14 protein-coding genes and 2 tRNA genes are annotated in these 16,896 nt (G+C 61.9%); 14 read left to right on the top strand and 2 right to left on the bottom strand.

Going from position 1 to position 16,896, the window contains the following annotated elements; all coding sequences use genetic code 11:
* Positions 1–7 precede the first annotated feature (7 nt).
* The 9 genes from FS777_RS11205 to astE all read left to right on the top strand — a co-directional run bounded on the left by FS777_RS11205 (position 8) and on the right by astE (position 9,714).
* Positions 8–772: an ABC transporter ATP-binding protein gene (locus FS777_RS11205; RefSeq protein ID WP_027915914.1), complete on the top strand. Its 765-nt coding sequence runs from the start codon at positions 8–10 to the stop codon at positions 770–772.
* Between the two features lie 98 nt (positions 773–870).
* On the top strand, positions 871–1,851 hold the full coding sequence (gene argR, locus FS777_RS11200) for a transcriptional regulator ArgR (RefSeq protein WP_145255473.1): 981 nt from the start codon (positions 871–873) through the stop codon (positions 1,849–1,851).
* Between the two features lie 239 nt (positions 1,852–2,090).
* Positions 2,091–3,311 (top strand): aspartate aminotransferase family protein, encoded by a 1,221-nt coding sequence (locus FS777_RS11195; protein ID WP_145255470.1) that lies wholly within the window; start codon positions 2,091–2,093, stop codon positions 3,309–3,311.
* A gap of 128 nt (positions 3,312–3,439) precedes the next feature.
* Positions 3,440–4,459 (top strand): arginine/ornithine succinyltransferase subunit alpha, encoded by a 1,020-nt coding sequence (gene aruF, locus FS777_RS11190; RefSeq protein ID WP_023533801.1) that lies wholly within the window; start codon positions 3,440–3,442, stop codon positions 4,457–4,459.
* A gap of 69 nt (positions 4,460–4,528) precedes the next feature.
* Positions 4,529–5,557, top strand: coding sequence for an arginine N-succinyltransferase (astA, locus tag FS777_RS11185; protein WP_023533743.1), 1,029 nt, complete (start codon positions 4,529–4,531; stop codon positions 5,555–5,557).
* Positions 5,558–7,021 (top strand): succinylglutamate-semialdehyde dehydrogenase, encoded by a 1,464-nt coding sequence (gene astD / locus FS777_RS11180; RefSeq protein ID WP_145255467.1) that lies wholly within the window; start codon positions 5,558–5,560, stop codon positions 7,019–7,021.
* Positions 7,022–7,041: 20 nt separating this feature from the next.
* Positions 7,042–8,391, top strand: a complete 1,350-nt coding sequence (gene astB, locus FS777_RS11175; RefSeq protein ID WP_145255464.1) for an N-succinylarginine dihydrolase — start codon at positions 7,042–7,044, stop codon at positions 8,389–8,391.
* Between the two features lie 13 nt (positions 8,392–8,404).
* Complete coding sequence (locus FS777_RS11170) at positions 8,405–8,695, top strand: hypothetical protein (RefSeq protein ID WP_058637614.1); 291 nt, start codon at positions 8,405–8,407, stop codon at positions 8,693–8,695.
* Between the two features lie 11 nt (positions 8,696–8,706).
* Complete coding sequence (gene astE / locus FS777_RS11165) at positions 8,707–9,714, top strand: succinylglutamate desuccinylase (RefSeq protein ID WP_058637615.1); 1,008 nt, start codon at positions 8,707–8,709, stop codon at positions 9,712–9,714.
* Between the two features lie 3 nt (positions 9,715–9,717).
* Here astE and FS777_RS11160 read toward each other — a convergent pair whose 3' ends face one another.
* Positions 9,718–10,551, bottom strand: coding sequence for a hypothetical protein (locus tag FS777_RS11160; RefSeq protein ID WP_058637616.1), 834 nt, complete (start codon positions 10,549–10,551; stop codon positions 9,718–9,720).
* Between the two features lie 130 nt (positions 10,552–10,681).
* Complete coding sequence (locus FS777_RS11155; RefSeq protein ID WP_058637617.1) at positions 10,682–11,869, bottom strand: M91 family zinc metallopeptidase; 1,188 nt, start codon at positions 11,867–11,869, stop codon at positions 10,682–10,684.
* 342 nt (positions 11,870–12,211) lie between these two features.
* On the opposite strand from FS777_RS11155, the gene alaS reads away from it, so the two are divergent.
* The 5 genes from alaS to FS777_RS11130 all read left to right on the top strand — a co-directional run bounded on the left by alaS (position 12,212) and on the right by FS777_RS11130 (position 16,891).
* Positions 12,212–14,836, top strand: a complete 2,625-nt coding sequence (gene alaS, locus FS777_RS11150; protein WP_145255461.1) for an alanine--tRNA ligase — start codon at positions 12,212–12,214, stop codon at positions 14,834–14,836.
* Between the two features lie 118 nt (positions 14,837–14,954).
* Positions 14,955–16,190 carry an aspartate kinase gene (locus FS777_RS11145; protein ID WP_023533761.1) on the top strand — a complete coding sequence of 412 codons (1,236 nt, stop codon included), beginning with the start codon at positions 14,955–14,957 and terminating at the stop codon, positions 16,188–16,190.
* A 166-nt stretch (positions 16,191–16,356) separates the two neighbouring features.
* On the top strand, positions 16,357–16,545 hold the full coding sequence (csrA, locus tag FS777_RS11140) for a carbon storage regulator CsrA (protein WP_058637619.1): 189 nt from the start codon (positions 16,357–16,359) through the stop codon (positions 16,543–16,545).
* Between the two features lie 72 nt (positions 16,546–16,617).
* A tRNA-Ser gene (locus tag FS777_RS11135) sits at positions 16,618–16,708 on the top strand.
* Positions 16,709–16,814: 106 nt separating this feature from the next.
* Positions 16,815–16,891 (top strand) — tRNA-Arg (locus tag FS777_RS11130).
* The last annotated feature ends 5 nt before the right edge of the window (positions 16,892–16,896 follow it).

Below are 16,896 nucleotides of genomic sequence, written 5' to 3'. Positions count from 1 at the left end.
CGACAGCATGTACAAACTCCAAGTCCAAGACCTGCACAAGCGCTACGGCAGCCATGAGGTCCTCAAGGGCGTTTCCCTGGCGGCCAAGGCAGGCGACGTCATCAGCATCATCGGCTCCAGTGGGTCGGGCAAGTCCACCTTCCTGCGCTGCATCAACCTGCTGGAGCAGCCCCATGCAGGCAAGATACTGCTCAACAACGAAGAGCTGAAACTGACCCCCGGCAAGGATGGCGCACTCAAGGCAGCTGATGCGCGCCAGCTGCAACGCATGCGCTCGCGCCTGGCGATGGTGTTCCAGCATTTCAACCTGTGGTCGCACATGACGGCGCTGGAGAACATCATCGAGGCGCCAGTGCATGTGCTGGGGGTCAGCCGCAAGGAGGCACTGGAGAAGGCCGAGCACTACCTTGAGAAGGTCGGGGTTGCCCACCGCAAGGATGCCTTCCCGGGGCACATGTCCGGTGGCGAGCAGCAACGTGTGGCCATTGCGCGCGCACTGGCCGTTGAACCAGAGGTCATGCTGTTCGACGAACCGACCTCGGCCCTGGACCCTGAACTGGTTGGCGATGTGCTCAAGGTGATGCAGGCACTGGCCCAGGAAGGCCGGACCATGGTGGTGGTGACCCACGAAATGGGTTTTGCCCGCGAGGTGTCCAACCAGTTGGTGTTCCTGCACAAGGGCCTGGTCGAAGAGACCGGCTGCCCCCGTGAGGTGCTGGCCAACCCGCGTTCGGAACGCCTGAAGCAGTTCCTGTCCGGCAGCCTGAAGTAAAAGCTGCTTTTTTGCACCACGATAGGGCATGCTGCGTGTCACGCGCAGCCTGACCCGGCGCATCGAATCGAACGATCTCAGGTTTCGGACCTTACCCTATGACCACCCAGCGAATTGGTTTTCTCATCTGGCCCAGCACCCGGCCACTGACCCTGGCGCTGGCCGAAGAAGTCCTGCAGGTGGCGCAGCGGGTCCATCCCGACGTGGTTTACGAAACCCTGTTCCTGCAAGCCGAAGCCCCGGTCGAAGGCAGCTGGCGCATGCCCGGCGAACCTTGGAACGGGCGCCTGGAAGGGTGCCACAAGCTGTTTTTGATGGCCGATGAGGCGCCGGGCAACATCGGGGCTGCGCTGTCGACGGCGCTCAAGCAATTGGCCCGCAGCGGCTGCATGATTGGCGGGCTGTCTGCCGGAGTCTACCCACTGGCCATGCTTGGCCTGCTCGACGGTTACCGCGCAGCCGTGCATTGGCGCTGGCAGGACGATTTTGCCGAGCGCTTCCCCAAGGTCATCGCCACTAGTCATCTATTCGACTGGGACCGTGATCGCCTGACGGCCTGCGGCGGTATGGCGGTCACCGACCTGTTGCTGGCAGTGCTGGCCCGTGACCATGGCGCTGAGCTGGCAGGCGCGGTGTCCGAGGAACTGGTGGTCGAGCGTATTCGCGAGGGCGGTGAGCGCCAGCGCATCCCGCTGCAGAACCGGCTGGGCTCGAGCCACCCCAAGCTCACCCAGGCGGTGCTGTTGATGGAGGCCAACATCGAGGAGCCGCTGACCACCGATGAAATTGCCCAGCATGTCTGCGTGTCACGGCGACAGCTCGAGCGCATCTTCAAACAATACCTGAGCCGGGTGCCGAGCCAGTATTACCTGGAGCTGCGCTTGAACAAGGCACGGCAGATGCTGATGCAGACCAGCAAGTCCATCATCCAGATAGGCCTGTCGTGCGGCTTCTCCTCCGGCCCGCATTTCTCCAGCGCCTACCGTAACTTCTTTGGCGCCACCCCCCGTGAAGACCGCAATCAGCGACGCAACAGTAGCCCGTTCGAACTGAGCTCCGGGCCGGCTGAAAAAGGTTAGTCGACGTGCCGGCACGCCCGGGCTGCACAACGAGGTGAACACCCGTTCACCCAGCTTCTTCTCTGCCGTACACTGCGCGATTGCGACAGTGTTTGTCGCATTGCCGAAAGCCCGCCCGAATGCCGGTTTTGCGCTGTAACAAGTTGTCGCTTGGCCGCAAGGCCACGCGCTGATCGTTCCTTACAATCCCCCCCATCGCTCGCCACTTCCAGGTCAGCGATCCTCTTCAGGAGACTCAGATGTCCGTTGAGCAAGCCCCGGTGCTACGTGCCGATTTCGATCAGGTCATGGTCCCCAATTACTCCCCGGCGGCCTTCATTCCTGTGCGAGGCGAGGGCTCCCGTGTCTGGGACCAGACTGGCCGTGAATTGATCGACTTTGCCGGTGGCATCGCTGTCAATGCCCTGGGCCACTGCCATCCGGCCTTGGTCAAGGCTCTGACCGATCAGGCCAATACCCTGTGGCATGTATCCAACGTCTTCACCAACGAGCCGGCCCTGCGCCTGGCTCACAAGCTAGTTGAGGCCACGTTTGCCGACCGAGCGTTCTTCTGCAACTCTGGCGCCGAGTCCAACGAGGCGGCGTTCAAGTTGGCCCGCCGTGTAGCCCACGACCGCTTCGGCCCTGAAAAGCACGAGATCATCGCAACGCTCAACAGCTTCCACGGCCGCACGTTGTTTACCGTGAGCGTGGGCGGCCAGCCAAAGTATTCCGATGGTTTCGGGCCGAAAATCACGGGTATCAGCCACGTGCCCTACAACGACCTGGAAGCGTTGAAGGCGCGCATTTCCGACAAGACCTGCGCTGTGGTGATCGAGCCGATCCAGGGCGAAAGTGGTGTGGTGCCGGCTGACAAGGCCTACCTGGAAGGCGCGCGCGCCTTGTGCGACCAGCACAATGCCCTGCTGATATTCGACGAGGTGCAGACCGGTGTCGGTCGTACCGGGTCGCTGTATGCCTACCAGCACTATGGCGTGACGCCCGACATCCTGACCAGCGCCAAGAGCCTGGGCGGCGGCTTCCCCATCGGCGCCATGCTCACCACCAATGACTTGGCCAAGCACCTGGCTGTCGGCACCCACGGTACGACCTATGGCGGCAACCCGCTGGGCTGCGCGGTGGCCTGCGCCGTGCTGGACGTGATCAACACCCCGCAGACCCTGGCAGGCATCAAGGCCAAGCATGAGCGTTTCAAGTCTCGTCTGGAGCAGATCGGCCGCGACAATGGGCTGTTCAGTCATGTGCGCGGCGTGGGCCTGCTGATCGGTTGTGTGCTTTCCGAGGCCTGGCAGGGCAAGGCCAAGGACGTGCTCAACGCCGCTGAGAAGGAAGGCGTCATGGTGTTGCAGGCAGGGCCTGACGTGGTGCGTTTCGCACCTAGCCTGGTGGTCGAGGATGCCGAGATCGACGAAGGCCTGCAGCGCTTCGAACGTGCCGTGATCACCTTGACCCAATGCTGAGCCGGCTCGCAGGGTTGGCGCCGCGCCGGTGCAACACCGGCCGGTGAGCCCGGATTCCAACGCAGGCGCCTGGCGCCTGCCTTTTTCACGCGCCGCCATTGGCAGCGCGTTTTCCAAGGAGTGACACCATGCTGGTGATGCGCCCGGCGCAAATGGCTGATCTGAACGAAGTGCAGCGAATGGCTGCGGACAGCCCCATTGGTGTCACCTCGTTGCCGGACGACAGCGCTCGGCTGGGCGACAAGATCGCCGCCTCCGAGACCTCCTTCGCCGCCGAGGTCAGCTTCAATGGCGAGGAGCGCTACTTCTTCGTGCTCGAAGACAGCGAGACCGGCAAGCTGGCTGGCTGCTCGGCCATAGTCGCCTCGGCAGGGTATTCCGAGCCTTTCTACAGTTTTCGCAACGAAACGTTCGTCCACGCCTCGCGGGAACTGAAGATCCACAACAAGATTCACGTCCTGTCGCTGTGTCACGACCTGACCGGCAACAGCTTGCTGACCAGTTTCTACGTGCTGCCCGAGCTTGTGGGCAGTGGGTGGGCCGAGCTCAACTCACGGGGTCGCCTGTTGTTCATGGCATCGCACCCCGAGCGTTTTGCCGAGTCGGTTGTGACGGAAATCGTCGGCTTTAGCGACGAGCAGGGCGAGTCGCCCTTCTGGGACGCCATCGGGCGCAACTTCTTCGACTTGAGCTATGCCGATGCCGAGCGCCTGTGCGGCCTCAAGAGCCGCACGTTCCTGGCCGAGCTGATGCCTCATTACCCCATCTATGTGCCCTTGCTGCCTGACGCTGCGCAGGAAGCCATGGGCCAGGTGCATCCGCGGGCACAGATCACCTTCGACATCCTCATGCGCGAAGGCTTCGAAACCGAGCACTACATCGACATCTTCGATGGCGGTCCCACCCTGCATGCCCGTACCTCGGGTATTCGTTCGATTGCGCAAAGCCGCGTGGCGCCCGTGAAGATCGAGCCGGTTGCGGCCCGCGGCACACGGCCGTACCTGGTCTGCAACGGCCAGCTGCAAGATTACCGTGCCGTGCTGGTGGAACTGGACTGGGTACCTGGCAAGCCCGTCAGCCTGAGCCAGGAGGTGGCCGACGCCCTGGGGGTGGGTGAGGGTGCCAGTGTGCGGCTGGTCGCGGCCTGAGCGCCGCCCGCAATCTTGCAGGATTAGCAGAGTTTCGCGCCGGTTGATGCCGCCGCACAAGGAGATAGCATGATCGTTCGTCCTGTACGCAGCAGCGACCTGCCTGCGTTGATCGAATTGGCACGCAGCACCGGCACCACGGGGCTGACCACGCTGCCTGCCAACGAGGAACGCCTGGAGCATCGCGTCGGCTGGGCGGAAAAGAGCTTTCGCGGTGAAGCCGAGCGCGGTGATACCGACTACCTCTTCGTGCTGGAAAACGACGAAGGGCTGGTCGTGGGCATCAGTGCCATCGCTGGCGCCGTAGGCCTGCGCGAGCCCTGGTACAACTACCGCGTCGGGCTTACCGTCAGTGCGTCCCAGGAATTGAAGATCTACCGCGAGATCCCCACGCTGTTCCTGGCCAACGACCTGACCGGCAATTCCGAGTTGTGCTCGCTGTTCCTGCGCCATGACTACCGCTCAGGGCTCAATGGTCGGCTGCTGTCCCGGGCGCGCATGCTGTTCATCGCCGAGTTTCCCGAGCTGTTCGGCCAGAAGATCATGGCGGAGATGCGTGGCATGTCCGATGCCCAAGGGCGCTCGCCGTTCTGGGAGAGCCTGGGCCGCCATTTCTTCAAGATGGAATTCAGCCAGGCCGACTACTTGACGGGGGTGGGCAACAAGTCGTTCATCGCCGAGCTGATGCCCAGGTTCCCGCTTTACACCTGCTTCCTGTCCGAAGCGGCGCGCAGCGTGATCGGCCGGGTGCATGCCGACACCGAGCCGGCATTGGCCATGCTCAAACAGGAAGGCTTCACTTATCAGGGGTACGTGGACATCTTCGACGCCGGGCCTGCCATCGAATGCGATACGGCCCGCATCCGCGCGGTACGCGACAGCCAGACATTGGTACTGGCCATCGGTACGCCTGGTGAGGATGCCACGCCATTCATCATCCACAACCGTAAGCGCGACGACTGCCGCATCACGGCCGCCCCGGCTCGGCTGGCGGCGGGTACGTTGGTGGTCGACCCGCTGACGGCCAAGCGCCTGCGCATGGGTGCAGGCGACAACGTGCGGGCCGTGCCCCTGTCGGCCGCCCGGGAGGGCCAGTAAATGACCACGCATTACATCGGCGGTAACTGGGTAGCCGGGCGCGGCGAGCCCCTGGCATCGCTCAACCCGGTGAGCCAGGCGACCGTCTGGCAAGGGCAGGGGGCTGATGCAGGCCAGGTACAGGCTGCCGTACAGGCTGCGCGCCAGGCTTTTCCTGCCTGGGCGCACATGAGCCTGCAGGCGCGCACCGAGGTGCTGGAACAGTTTGCGGCGCAGCTAAAACAGCATGCCGACGCGCTGGCCTATTGCATTGGCGAGGAAACCGGCAAGCCCTTGTGGGAATCGGCTACCGAAGTCACCAGCATGATCAACAAGGTGGCAATCTCGGCGCAGAGCTACCGTGAGCGCACCGGCGAGAAGAGCGGCCCTCTGGCTGACGCCACTGCGGTGCTGCGCCACAAGCCCCACGGCGTGGTGGCGGTATTCGGGCCTTACAACTTTCCCGGTCATTTGCCGAACGGGCATATCGTCCCGGCGCTGCTGGCTGGAAACTGCGTGGTGTTCAAACCCAGTGAGCTGACGCCCAAGGTGGCCGAGCTGACCGTCAATTGCTGGATTGCCGCGGGCCTGCCCGCCGGGGTGTTGAACCTGGTGCAAGGTGGCCGTGAAACGGGCGTGGCCTTGGCCGCCGACCCCGGTATCGATGGGTTGTTCTTCACTGGCTCCAGTAGTACCGGCCACCTTCTGCACCAGCAGTTCGCCGGCCGCCCCGACAAGATTCTGGCCTTGGAGATGGGCGGGAACAACGCGCTGGTAGTGGACGAAGTCCAGGACCTTGACGCTGCGGTCTATACCATCGTTCAGTCGGCCTTCATTTCGGCGGGCCAGCGCTGCACCTGCGCACGCCGTCTGCTGGTGCCGCAGGGCCCATGGGGCGATCAGTTGCTGGAACGGCTGGTCCAGGTGAGCTGTACCCTGGCCGTAGGTGCTTTCGATCAGCAACCGGCCCCGTTCATGGGGTCGGTGATTTCCCTGCAGGCGGCGCAGGCGCTGCTGACCGCCCAGGCTGAGCTGATTGCAAAGGGCGGCGTCAGCCTGCTGGAGATGACGCAGCCGCAGCATGATGCCGCCTTGCTGACCCCGGGTATCGTCGATGTCACGGGCGTGACGCTGCGCAAGGATGAGGAGTTTTTCGGGCCGCTGCTGCAGGTGCTGCGCTACCCCGATTTCGAGGCGGCCATCGCCGAAGCCAACAACACCCGTTATGGCCTGGCTGCCGGGTTGCTCAGCGATTCCCAGGCCCGCTATGAGCATTTCTGGCTACACAGCCGCGCAGGCATCGTCAACTGGAACCGCCAGCTCACCGGTGCAGCCAGCAGCGCGCCGTTCGGTGGGGTGGGCGCCAGTGGCAATCACCGGGCAAGCGCCTACTACGCAGCCGACTACTGCGCCTACCCCGTCGCGTCGCTGGAGGCCACCAGCCTGACCTTGCCGGCCACCCTGGCGCCGGGCGTCATACTATAACGATGGTCGGAGCCTTGCCGATGAAAGCATACGAAGTGAATTTTGACGGCCTGGTAGGGCCTACCCACAACTACGGTGGCTTGTCCTACGGCAACGTGGCCTCCCAGAGCAACAGCCACCAAGGGTCCAACCCGCGCGAAGCGGCGCGCCAGGGGCTGGCGAAGATGAAGGCGTTGGCCGACCTCGGCTTCAAGCAGGGGGTACTGGCGCCCCAGGAGCGCCCCGATGTGGCCGCGCTGCGCCAGCTTGGCTTCGCCGGCACCGATGCCCAGGTGATCCAGCGCGCCGCACGGGAGGCCATGCCGCTGCTGGTTGCCAGTTGCTCGGCGTCGAGCATGTGGGTGGCCAACGCCGCGACAGTCAGCCCCAGCGCCGATACGGCCGATGGGCGGGTGCACTTCACTGCTGCCAACCTCAACTGCAAATACCACCGCAGTATCGAGCACCCCACTACCAGTCGCGTGCTGGCAGCCATGTTCGGGGACGAGGCCCATTTCAGTCACCATCCCGCCTTACCGAGCGTCGCCCAATTCGGCGATGAGGGCGCCGCGAACCATACGCGGTTCTGCCGCGATTATGGGCAGGCTGGGGTCGAGTTCTTCGTCTATGGCCGCAGTGCCTTCGACAGCCGCTACCCGGCACCTCAGGAATACCCGGCCCGGCAAACCCTCGAAGCGTCCCAGGCCGTGGCCCGCCTGCACGGGCTCAGCGCCGACGCGGTGGTCTATGCTCAGCAAAATCCCGCGGTGATCGACCAGGGTGTGTTTCACAACGATGTGATCGCGGTCGGCAATGGGGAAGTGCTGTTCTACCATGAGGATGCGTTTCTCGACACCGAGGCCGTGCTCACCGAGCTTCGTGCCAAGCTGGCGGCCAAGGGCGGTGAGTTGCAGGCCATTTGTGTGCCGCGTGCCACCGTTTCGGTAGAGGATGCCGTGCGCTCCTACCTGTTCAACAGCCAGCTGCTCAGCCGCGACGATGGGTCGATGCTGCTGGTGGTGCCGGAAGAGTGCCGCAACAACGAGCGGGTCTGGACGTATCTGCAGCAGCTTACCAGCCTGGGCACAGCGGTGCGGGAGGTGCAGGTGTTCGACCTCAAGCAGAGCATGCAAAACGGTGGCGGGCCGGCTTGCCTGCGCCTGCGTGTGGCCCTGAACGAAACGGAACTGGCGGCGGTGAACCAAGGCGTTATCATGAGCGCCCCGTTGTACGAGACACTGCTGCAGTGGGTCGATCGGCACTACCGTGACCGTCTGGTCGACGCTGACCTGGCCGATCCTCTGTTGCTGCAGGAGTGCCGTACGGCACTGGACGAATTGACCCAGATACTCAAGTTGGGCTCGGTATACCCGTTCCAACGCCAACCATGAAGAGAGAATTGCAATGACCGACGCCCTGCGCCTGATCCTGGAAGATCAAGACGGCACTCAGCTGGAAACTTCGTGCACGCGCTTTGCCGTGATGTGGCAAGGCAAGGAAGTATGGATCCAGCAGGACGGCCGCGGCCAACTGCTGATCGGGGTGGATGTGGAGGAGGGCGACGCCGAATATGCCAACCTGCTGCTGCGCCCCCTGGCGACCAACCTGGTCAGCCTGCAGCTGGAAATGGAGCCGGCCGACGTCGGCGAAGACGACGATCACGTTCACGGTCCGGACTGCGGCCACCATCACTGAGGACGCCCGCCATGCTCGCCCTTGGCAAATTGCTTGAGCTGACCCTCACCGGCCATGAACCGGCCGAGAAGACCCAAGTGACGCCCAGGGGCGTGCGCCTTCGCTGGCTGGGGCAGGGAGCTCTGGAAGTGAGCCCCAGCGCCGCTGACGACTGCGGCCTGGACCTGTTGCTGTCTGCAGGTATTCACGGCAACGAGACCGCCCCGATCGAGTTGCTCGAACGTCTGCTGCATGGTGTTGCACGTGGAGACATCGTGCCTCGGGCGCGGGTGCTGTTGCTGTTCGGCAACCCGGCGGCCATCGTCAATGGTGAGCGGTTCGTCGAACAGGACATCAACCGCCTGTTCAATGGTCGCCACGAGCAATCAAGCGGGCCGGAGGCGTTGCGCGCTGCCGAGCTCGAACAATTCGCGCGGGTCTTTTTCAGCAAGCCTGGGCGTAGTCGCTTGCACTACGACCTGCACACGGCCATTCGAGGCTCCAGGATCGAGCAGTTCGCGCTGTATCCCTTCAAGCAAGGGCGCACACATTCCCGGCGTGAACTGGCCCGCCTGGCTGCGGCGGGCATGGAGGCGGTGCTCTTGCAGTGCAAGCCTTCGATCACGTTCAGTGCCTTTACCTACGAGCAGCTCGATGCCGAGTCCTTTACCCTTGAGCTGGGCAAGGCCCGCCCTTTTGGCCAGAACGACGCGGTGAATCTGGACAAGCTCGAAGCACGGCTAGTGCACATCCTTCAGGCCACCGAACCCGATGACGGCGGGTCGTTGGAGGGGTTGCAGTTGTTTCGCGTGGCGCGTGAGGTCATCAAGCACAGCGACGGTTTCCGCTTGCACCTGCCAGCCGACATCAAGAATTTCTCTCCGCTGGACAAAGGCTACCTGCTGGCCGATGACCTGGCTGGCGTGCGCTGGGTAATCGAAGAAGAGGGCGCACGGATCATCTTCCCCAACCCCAAGGTGCGTAATGGCCTTAGGGCGGGGATCATCGTGGTGCCTGATGACGGTGAAAATCTGGCCTGAACCTTAGATGTCGGTACCCTGAGCCGGTAGCAGTACGCCCGGAGCCAAGGCTTCGTATGCGTCCTGCAGCATCCTGGCAAGTGCAGTCAGGCCGTCCAAGCCCTTGGCTTGGTAAGGGTCGTACAGTACAGCGGTGTATTCACCGGGTAGCAAATCGGCGTATTTGGCTGGGATGACGCGGCTCAGGTCGAAGCCTGGTCCCTGTTGCGCCGGGCCTGCATGGCATTGCATGAGCACGATGTCGGGTACGTTGGCGTAGCCTTGACGGGCAGCGTCCAATGCCTTTTTCAAATCAGGGTAGCCCGACAGCAATGCGAGCTGCTCATACACCCGGTTCTGGAACTGCGGAGTGCCGTAGATGAAGAGGTGGTCGATGGCAGTGGTTTCGAAACGCGCATTATCGCTAGCATTGGCATCCACGCGCAGTGTGCCATCGGCGTTATCGGTCAACCCTGCTGGAATGTCCTCGCCGCTGAACAGCAAGTGCACACGCTGATCGGGTGTGGACCTGTTCAGTCTCAGCGACACCCCGTCCACTTCCAGATCCAGGCCGCACTCCTGGCTCAGGCTAACGTTCGCAGTATTGAGCCAGACCTGGATTTCATCGAGAGTGCCAACCTTCACATCGTCGTCGAAAGCCTCGATCAGCCTTCGTTGGATGTTGAACTTGTTAGCCGAATAGAGTTTGTACAGCTCGTAACCAAAATAGACACGAGACCCGAGACGTTCTTCGCCGTCTGTAGCATCGTAGGCTAACGCTTCGTCCATTTCCCCGAAGCTCAAACGCTCGCTTTTGTCGCCGCCGTCGATATTGAAGGTTTGGGTTACTGCAGTCATGGGTATGATCTCCTGTTCAAGAGCATTCAGGCTAAGCCTGCCGGCTTTGCTGGGTGCGGTAGTTATTTAGGCTCAGCCGAAGCTGTATTGAATGGGCCGGTGATCCACCGGAGTCTGTGTCCAATCTTGCCTACGGATAGGTCTGCCGGGCTGGCAGGCCAAGCTCCAAGCGCAGTGCATTCTCATTGAAGGGGAAGGGGTTGCTGGTGTCTGGCGGGGTGACCGGATCGTCGTCGTAGTCGAAGCCTTGTAGCCCCGCCTCCAAACCAACGGCCTGCCGTTCCGGCTCGTCCGTGACGCTGCCGGTGACGAAATTCCAGACATGGCAGAGTTCGTGATAGAGCATGACCACTGAAGGCGTGTCAGGGCGCTGAGCCAGCGGGTTGTAACCGATGCGGCAATTGAGTGCGCGTGCACCGCGCTTGCCGTTGCGAATCGTTGGGTCACCCTGGCCAGGGTCATAGTCAGCATCGGCGTTGTCCAGTGCCTCTATGCTCGAGATGATCACCCGCGCACCGTTGGTCACCAGGTCATGGAGCAATACCGAGGCGGTGGGGCTGGCCCGGAGCAGGTTGAGTTGACGGTTCACCTTCTCGATGTAGTGCGCCTCGCCCTGCACCAGAAACGTCTTGAGGTAGTCGGCGGGCAGAGTTGTCTGGGTAAGGTCATAAAGCACAGGCGCTGTGAAGCCGCCTTCTGGTGTGATAGCGCGAGCGTCACCGTACAAGCGGTCGTCAAGCATGCCGGTAGTGAGGCGGTTATGGCCGTCGAGTGCCTCGATCACGGCCCTGCCTTCGACAACCTTGACGATATCCTCGCCTTCGCCTGCGTAAATGAAGGCATGGGTTGCGCCGCTGTGCACGGTGTCGTTGCCGGCACCGGCATCAATCTCGACTTGCTGCAGGCGCGTGGTTTCGATCAGGTCGTTGCCTGGGCCTGCATCGATCATCACTCGCCCGACGGCGGTGCTGTCAGCAGTGGCCACACCTTCCACTTTAATGATGTCGTTGCCATCACCGGTTTCCAGCACCACCTGGTTGGCGACCGCGATGGCCACGTGTACACGGTCATCCCCTGAGCCTGTGCGAACGTGAAGGATGTCGTCGCCCATCAGCGCCAGTTCGTAGCGCAAGCCGCTGCTGCGCAGCATCACGCCGCTGGCATGCGCTTCGACAGACAGCGTGACACGGGGTCGCAGCGCCTGCACCCGCACGATTTGATCTTCGCGCGCGATGATGAACGCCTGGTCCTGATAGGGCAGCACATGCTGCTCCACCAGGCCGGCGGGGGTATATACGACAAGATTGGCTTGAGGCATTGGCGATATCCTTCTGGTTTCGAGGAAAGCACCTTAAGCCCCGGCCAGGGCGGCTCAGCGGTAACCGGCTACCGCGTTTGCTTGATGACCCTCGGTGTTCAGGGCGCATGTCGGGTCTACCGTTGGCAGACAGCGGTTTCAGGAGTTGCCAGCCAGGAAGCCAGGGATTTAGCATCAGGCGTGATAAATGATTGATGCGTTTGACGCTGCCAATAGCCGATTCGGCCATTTCAATAGCACAAACTCACTGCACCAAGCCTGCAGGCCCGATATAATGCGGCCCTTTGCCGTCGTTTCGTCGACGCTTTGCCCTGATGGGCCGCCGTTTCCGTGGAAGATCCTATGAAAAGCGCAGAAATCCGTGAAGCCTTCCTTCGCTTCTTCGAAGAACAGGGGCATACCCGAGTCGCGTCCAGTTCGCTGATTCCGAATAACGACCCGACCCTGTTGTTCACCAATGCCGGCATGAACCAGTTCAAGGACTGTTTCCTCGGAGCGGAGAAGCGCGCCTATACCCGTGCTGTCAGCAGCCAGAAGTGCGTGCGCGCCGGTGGCAAGCACAACGACCTGGAAAACGTCGGTTACACCGCACGTCACCATACCTTCTTCGAAATGCTGGGCAACTTCAGCTTCGGTGATTATTTCAAGCGCGACGCCATCACCTTCGCCTGGACTTTCCTCACGTCGGAGAAGTGGCTGAACCTGCCCAAGGACAAGCTCTGGGTCACGGTCTATGCCACCGACGACGAAGCCTACGATATCTGGACTAAGGAAGTAGGGGTGCCCGCCGAGCGCATGGTGCGCATCGGTGATAACAAGGGCGCGCCCTATGCGTCGGACAACTTCTGGACCATGGGCGACACCGGTCCATGCGGGCCGTGCACCGAAATCTTCTATGACCACGGTGCAGATATCTGGGGCGGCCCGCCCGGCTCGCCCGAAGAAGACGGCGACCGTTACATCGAGATCTGGAACAACGTGTTCATGCAGTTCAACCGTACAGCCGACGGCGTGCTGCACCCATTGCCGGCGCCGTCGGTCGATACTGGCATGGGCCTGGAGCGCATCAGCGCCGTGCTTCAGCACGTGCATTCGAACTACGAGATCGACCTGTTCCAGAACCTGCTGTCAGCGGCGGCCACGGCCATCGGTTGCAGCAACGAGGGGCAGGCCTCACTGAAAGTGGTAGCCGACCACATCCGTTCCTGCGGTTTCCTGATTGCCGACGGCGTGCTGCCTTCGAACGAAGGCCGTGGCTATGTGCTGCGCCGCATCATTCGTCGTGCTTGCCGTCACGGCAACAAGCTGGGCGCCAAGGGCAGCTTCTTCTACCAGATCGTCGCCGCGCTGGTTGCCGAAATGGGTGAAGCGTTTCCGGAGCTGGGCAGCCAGCAGGCGCATATCGAGCGTGTGCTTAAAGCCGAAGAAGAACAGTTCGCCAAGACCCTTGAGCAGGGCCTGCGCATTCTCGAGCAGGACCTGGCCCAGTTGCAGGGCGACGTGGTGCCGGGCGATGTGGTGTTCAAGCTTTACGACACCTACGGCTTCCCGATGGACCTGACTGCCGATATCGCCCGTGAGCGCGAGCTCACCATCGACGAGGCCGGTTTCGAACGTGAAATGGAGGCCCAGCGCGAGCGTGCACGCTCTGCCAGCGCGTTTGGCATGGACTACAACAGCCTGGTCAAGGTCGACAGTGCGACCGAGTTCCTGGGCTACGAGGCCACCGAGGCCTCGGCCAGGATCATTGCGCTGTATCACGATGGCCAGTCGGTTGACCAACTGGGCGAGGGCCAGGAAGGCGTGATCGTGCTGGATCGCACGCCTTTCTACGCCGAGTCCGGTGGCCAGGTGGGCGACTCCGGTTACATCCAGGCAGGCTCGGCGCGCTTCGACGTGCGCGACACCACCAAGACCGGTGGCGCCTTCTTGCATCACGGCGTGGTCGCCACCGGTGCGCTGGTCGTAGGCTCTCCAGTGCAAACCAAGGTCGACGCGGATGTGCAGCACGCCACCGCCCTGAACCACTCGGCTACCCACCTGTTGCATGAAGCCTTGCGCCAGGTGCTGGGCGAGCATGTGCAGCAGAAAGGCTCGCTGGTGGACAGCCAGCGCCTGCGCTTTGACTTCAGCCACTTCGAAGCGGTGAAGCCTGAGCAGATCAAGGCGCTGGAAGACATCGTCAACCGCGAAGTACGCCGCAACACGCCTGTGCAAACCGAGCTGACCGACATCGAGACGGCCAAAGCCAAGGGTGCCATGGCGCTGTTTGGCGAGAAGTACGGCGATACGGTGCGCGTGCTGACCATGGGCGGCGACTTTTCGGTAGAGCTGTGCGGTGGCATTCATGCCAAGCGCACAGGCGACATCAGCGTCTTCAAAATCATCAGCGAAGGCGGCGTGGCGTCGGGCGTGCGTCGTATCGAGGCCGTGACCGGTGCCGCTGCGCTGGCTTACCTGAACGCTGCCGAGGAGCAGGTCAAGGAAGCGGCGCAACTGGTGAAGGGTAACCGCGACAACCTGATCGACAAGCTGTCGGCTGTGCTTGAGCGCAACCGCCAGCTGGAGAAGCAGCTCGAGCAGCTGCAGGCCAAGGCCGCCAGCGCCGCCGGGGATGATCTCTCCAACGCGGCTGTGGCAGTCAAGGGTGCCAAGGTGCTTGCCGCCCGTGTAGACGGGCAGGATGGCAAGGCCTTGCTCGCCCTGGTCGATCAGCTTAAGAACAAGCTCGGTCATGCAGTGATCCTGCTGGGCAGTGAGCATGAGGGCAAGGTCGTGCTGGTGGCCGGCGTGACCAAAGACCTCTCCAGCCAACTCAAGGCTGGCGATCTGATGAAACAAGCCGCTGCGGCAGTGGGTGGCAAGGGCGGCGGGCGTCCGGACATGGCACAGGGTGGCGGCGTCGACGTCGCGGCCCTGGACCAGGCCCTGGCGCTGGCCGTGCCGTTCGCAGAGCAGGGACTTTGAGATGAAGGGCAGGGCGGCTTGAGCGCGAACTGCGCTCCTGGCCCCGCTGGGGTGAGTCGTCCTGTCCTTCAGGTTGGATTGTTTTTTGGGGCCCTGTATGGGCTGAGGCACCATTGAAATGGCGTTGATCGTACAGAAATTTGGCGGCACCTCTGTCGGTTCCATCGAGCGGATCGAGCAGGTAGCCGACAAGGTCAAGAAGCACCGTGAGGCAGGCGACGACCTGGTGGTCGTGCTCTCTGCCATGAGCGGCGAAACCAACAGACTGATCGACCTGGCCAAGCAGATCAGCGAGCATCCGGTTCCGCGCGAGCTGGATGTGATCGTGTCCACGGGCGAGCAAGTCACCATCGCGCTGTTGGCCATGGCATTGACCAAGCGCGGTGTGCCTGCCGTGTCGTACACCGGTAACCAGGTACGCATCCTTACCGACAGTGCCCATAACAAGGCGCGCATCCTGCAGATCGACGACCAGAAAATCCGCGCTGATCTCAAGGCCGGGCGTGTGGTCGTGGTGGCGGGCTTCCAGGGTGTGGATGAGCACGGCAACATCACCACACTCGGCCGGGGTGGTTCCGACACCACAGGTGTCGCCCTGGCCGCTGCGCTCAAGGCGCAGGAATGCCAGATCTACACCGATGTCGATGGCGTCTATACCACCGACCCTCGCGTCGTGCCGCTGGCACGACGCCTGGAGAAGATCACCTTCGAAGAGATGCTGGAAATGGCCAGCCTCGGCTCCAAGGTGCTGCAGATTCGCTCGGTGGAATTCGCCGGCAAGTACAACGTCCCGCTGCGCGTGCTGCACAGCTTCAAGGAGGGTCCGGGTACCCTCATTACCATCGATGAAGAGGAATCCATGGAACAGCCGATCATTTCCGGTATCGCCTTCAACCGTGATGAAGCCAAGCTGACCATTCGCGGCGTACCGGACAACCCAGGCGTGGCGTTCAAGATTCTCGGCCCGATCAGTGCATCGAACATCGAAGTGGACATGATCGTGCAGAACGTCGCCCACGATAACACCACCGATTTCACCTTCACCGTACAGCACAATGAGTACGAGAAGGCTCAGAGCGTGCTGCAGAACACCGCGCGCGAGATCGGTGCCCGTGAAGTGATCGGTGATACCAAGATCGCCAAGGTTTCCATCGTCGGCGTCGGCATGCGTTCGCACGCAGGCGTTGCAAGCCGCATGTTCGAAGCGCTGGCCAAGGAGAGCATCAACATCCAGATGATCTCCACCTCCGAGATCAAGGTGTCGGTGGTGATCGAGGAGAAATACCTGGAACTGGCGGTGCGCGCCCTGCACACCGCCTTCGAGCTTGACGCCCCGGCTCGACAGAGCGAGTAAGGCCTTGCCTGGAAGGGCGCGGCTTGCCGCGCCCTTCGCGTTTCTGCTCGTTGCGCAGGCCCCGTCCAGGCCTGCGTATGAAGCACAGCAGCCTGCGTCGACGTCCACGACCGGGCTGAAATTTTAAAGACTGTTATCCCTGAATGTTTTGCGTAAGGAGAAAGCTATGTTGATTCTGACTCGTCGCTGTGCGGAGAGCCTGGTCATTGGCGATGGCGAGATCACCGTGACGGTGCTCGGCGTCAAAGGCAACCAGGTACGTATCGGCGTCAGCGCGCCAAAAGAAGTGGCTGTTCACCGCGAGGAAATCTACCTGCGGATCAAGAACGAGAAGGACGAGGAGCCAAGCCTTTAATTCTTTTGAAGTTTTTTTCAAAAAAAGGGTTGCAGACGAGGAAGAACCTGTTTAATATTCGCCTCGTGTTGCGGTGAGGTGGCCGAGTGGCCGAAGGCGCTCCCCTGCTAAGGGAGTATACCTCATAAGGGTATCGGGGGTTCGAATCCCCCCTTCACCGCCATTATTCGCTTAGGTTGCTGCAAGTTGTAAGAACGCTAAGTAGTTGATTTTAAACGAAAAAGTTCTTGCAAAAATGTTTCAGCAGCCTATAATGCGCGGCAAGACACGGACTCATAGCTCAGCTGGATAGAGTACTCGGCTACGAACCGAGCGGTCGCAGGTTCGAATCCTGCTGAGTCCGCCACTTTT

Source organism: Pseudomonas sp. DE0157 (assembly GCF_007678615.1).
Classification (GTDB): domain Bacteria; phylum Pseudomonadota; class Gammaproteobacteria; order Pseudomonadales; family Pseudomonadaceae; genus Aquipseudomonas; species Aquipseudomonas parafulva_B.
The sequence above is the reverse complement of the archived record's forward strand: the minus strand, read 5'-3'. Positions and strand labels throughout refer to the sequence as shown.

What these genes read in the sequence shown, in the direction of transcription:
- astB (WP_145255464.1), top strand. Translation starts at nt 7,042, where the DNA reads ATGAAAGCATACGAAGTGAATTTTGACGGCCTGGTAGGGCCTACCCAC.
- argR (WP_145255473.1), top strand. Translation starts at nt 871, where the DNA reads ATGACCACCCAGCGAATTGGTTTTCTCATCTGGCCCAGCACCCGGCCA.
- csrA (WP_058637619.1), top strand. Translation starts at nt 16,357, where the DNA reads ATGTTGATTCTGACTCGTCGCTGTGCGGAGAGCCTGGTCATTGGCGAT.
- FS777_RS11155 (WP_058637617.1), bottom strand. Translation starts at nt 11,869, where the DNA reads ATGCCTCAAGCCAATCTTGTCGTATATACCCCCGCCGGCCTGGTGGAG.
- FS777_RS11145 (WP_023533761.1), top strand. Translation starts at nt 14,955, where the DNA reads ATGGCGTTGATCGTACAGAAATTTGGCGGCACCTCTGTCGGTTCCATC.
- FS777_RS11160 (WP_058637616.1), bottom strand. Translation starts at nt 10,551, where the DNA reads ATGACTGCAGTAACCCAAACCTTCAATATCGACGGCGGCGACAAAAGC.
- FS777_RS11195 (WP_145255470.1), top strand. Translation starts at nt 2,091, where the DNA reads ATGTCCGTTGAGCAAGCCCCGGTGCTACGTGCCGATTTCGATCAGGTC.
- aruF (WP_023533801.1), top strand. Translation starts at nt 3,440, where the DNA reads ATGCTGGTGATGCGCCCGGCGCAAATGGCTGATCTGAACGAAGTGCAG.
- astD (WP_145255467.1), top strand. Translation starts at nt 5,558, where the DNA reads ATGACCACGCATTACATCGGCGGTAACTGGGTAGCCGGGCGCGGCGAG.
- FS777_RS11170 (WP_058637614.1), top strand. Translation starts at nt 8,405, where the DNA reads ATGACCGACGCCCTGCGCCTGATCCTGGAAGATCAAGACGGCACTCAG.
- astA (WP_023533743.1), top strand. Translation starts at nt 4,529, where the DNA reads ATGATCGTTCGTCCTGTACGCAGCAGCGACCTGCCTGCGTTGATCGAA.
- astE (WP_058637615.1), top strand. Translation starts at nt 8,707, where the DNA reads ATGCTCGCCCTTGGCAAATTGCTTGAGCTGACCCTCACCGGCCATGAA.
- FS777_RS11205 (WP_027915914.1), top strand. Translation starts at nt 8, where the DNA reads ATGTACAAACTCCAAGTCCAAGACCTGCACAAGCGCTACGGCAGCCAT.
- alaS (WP_145255461.1), top strand. Translation starts at nt 12,212, where the DNA reads ATGAAAAGCGCAGAAATCCGTGAAGCCTTCCTTCGCTTCTTCGAAGAA.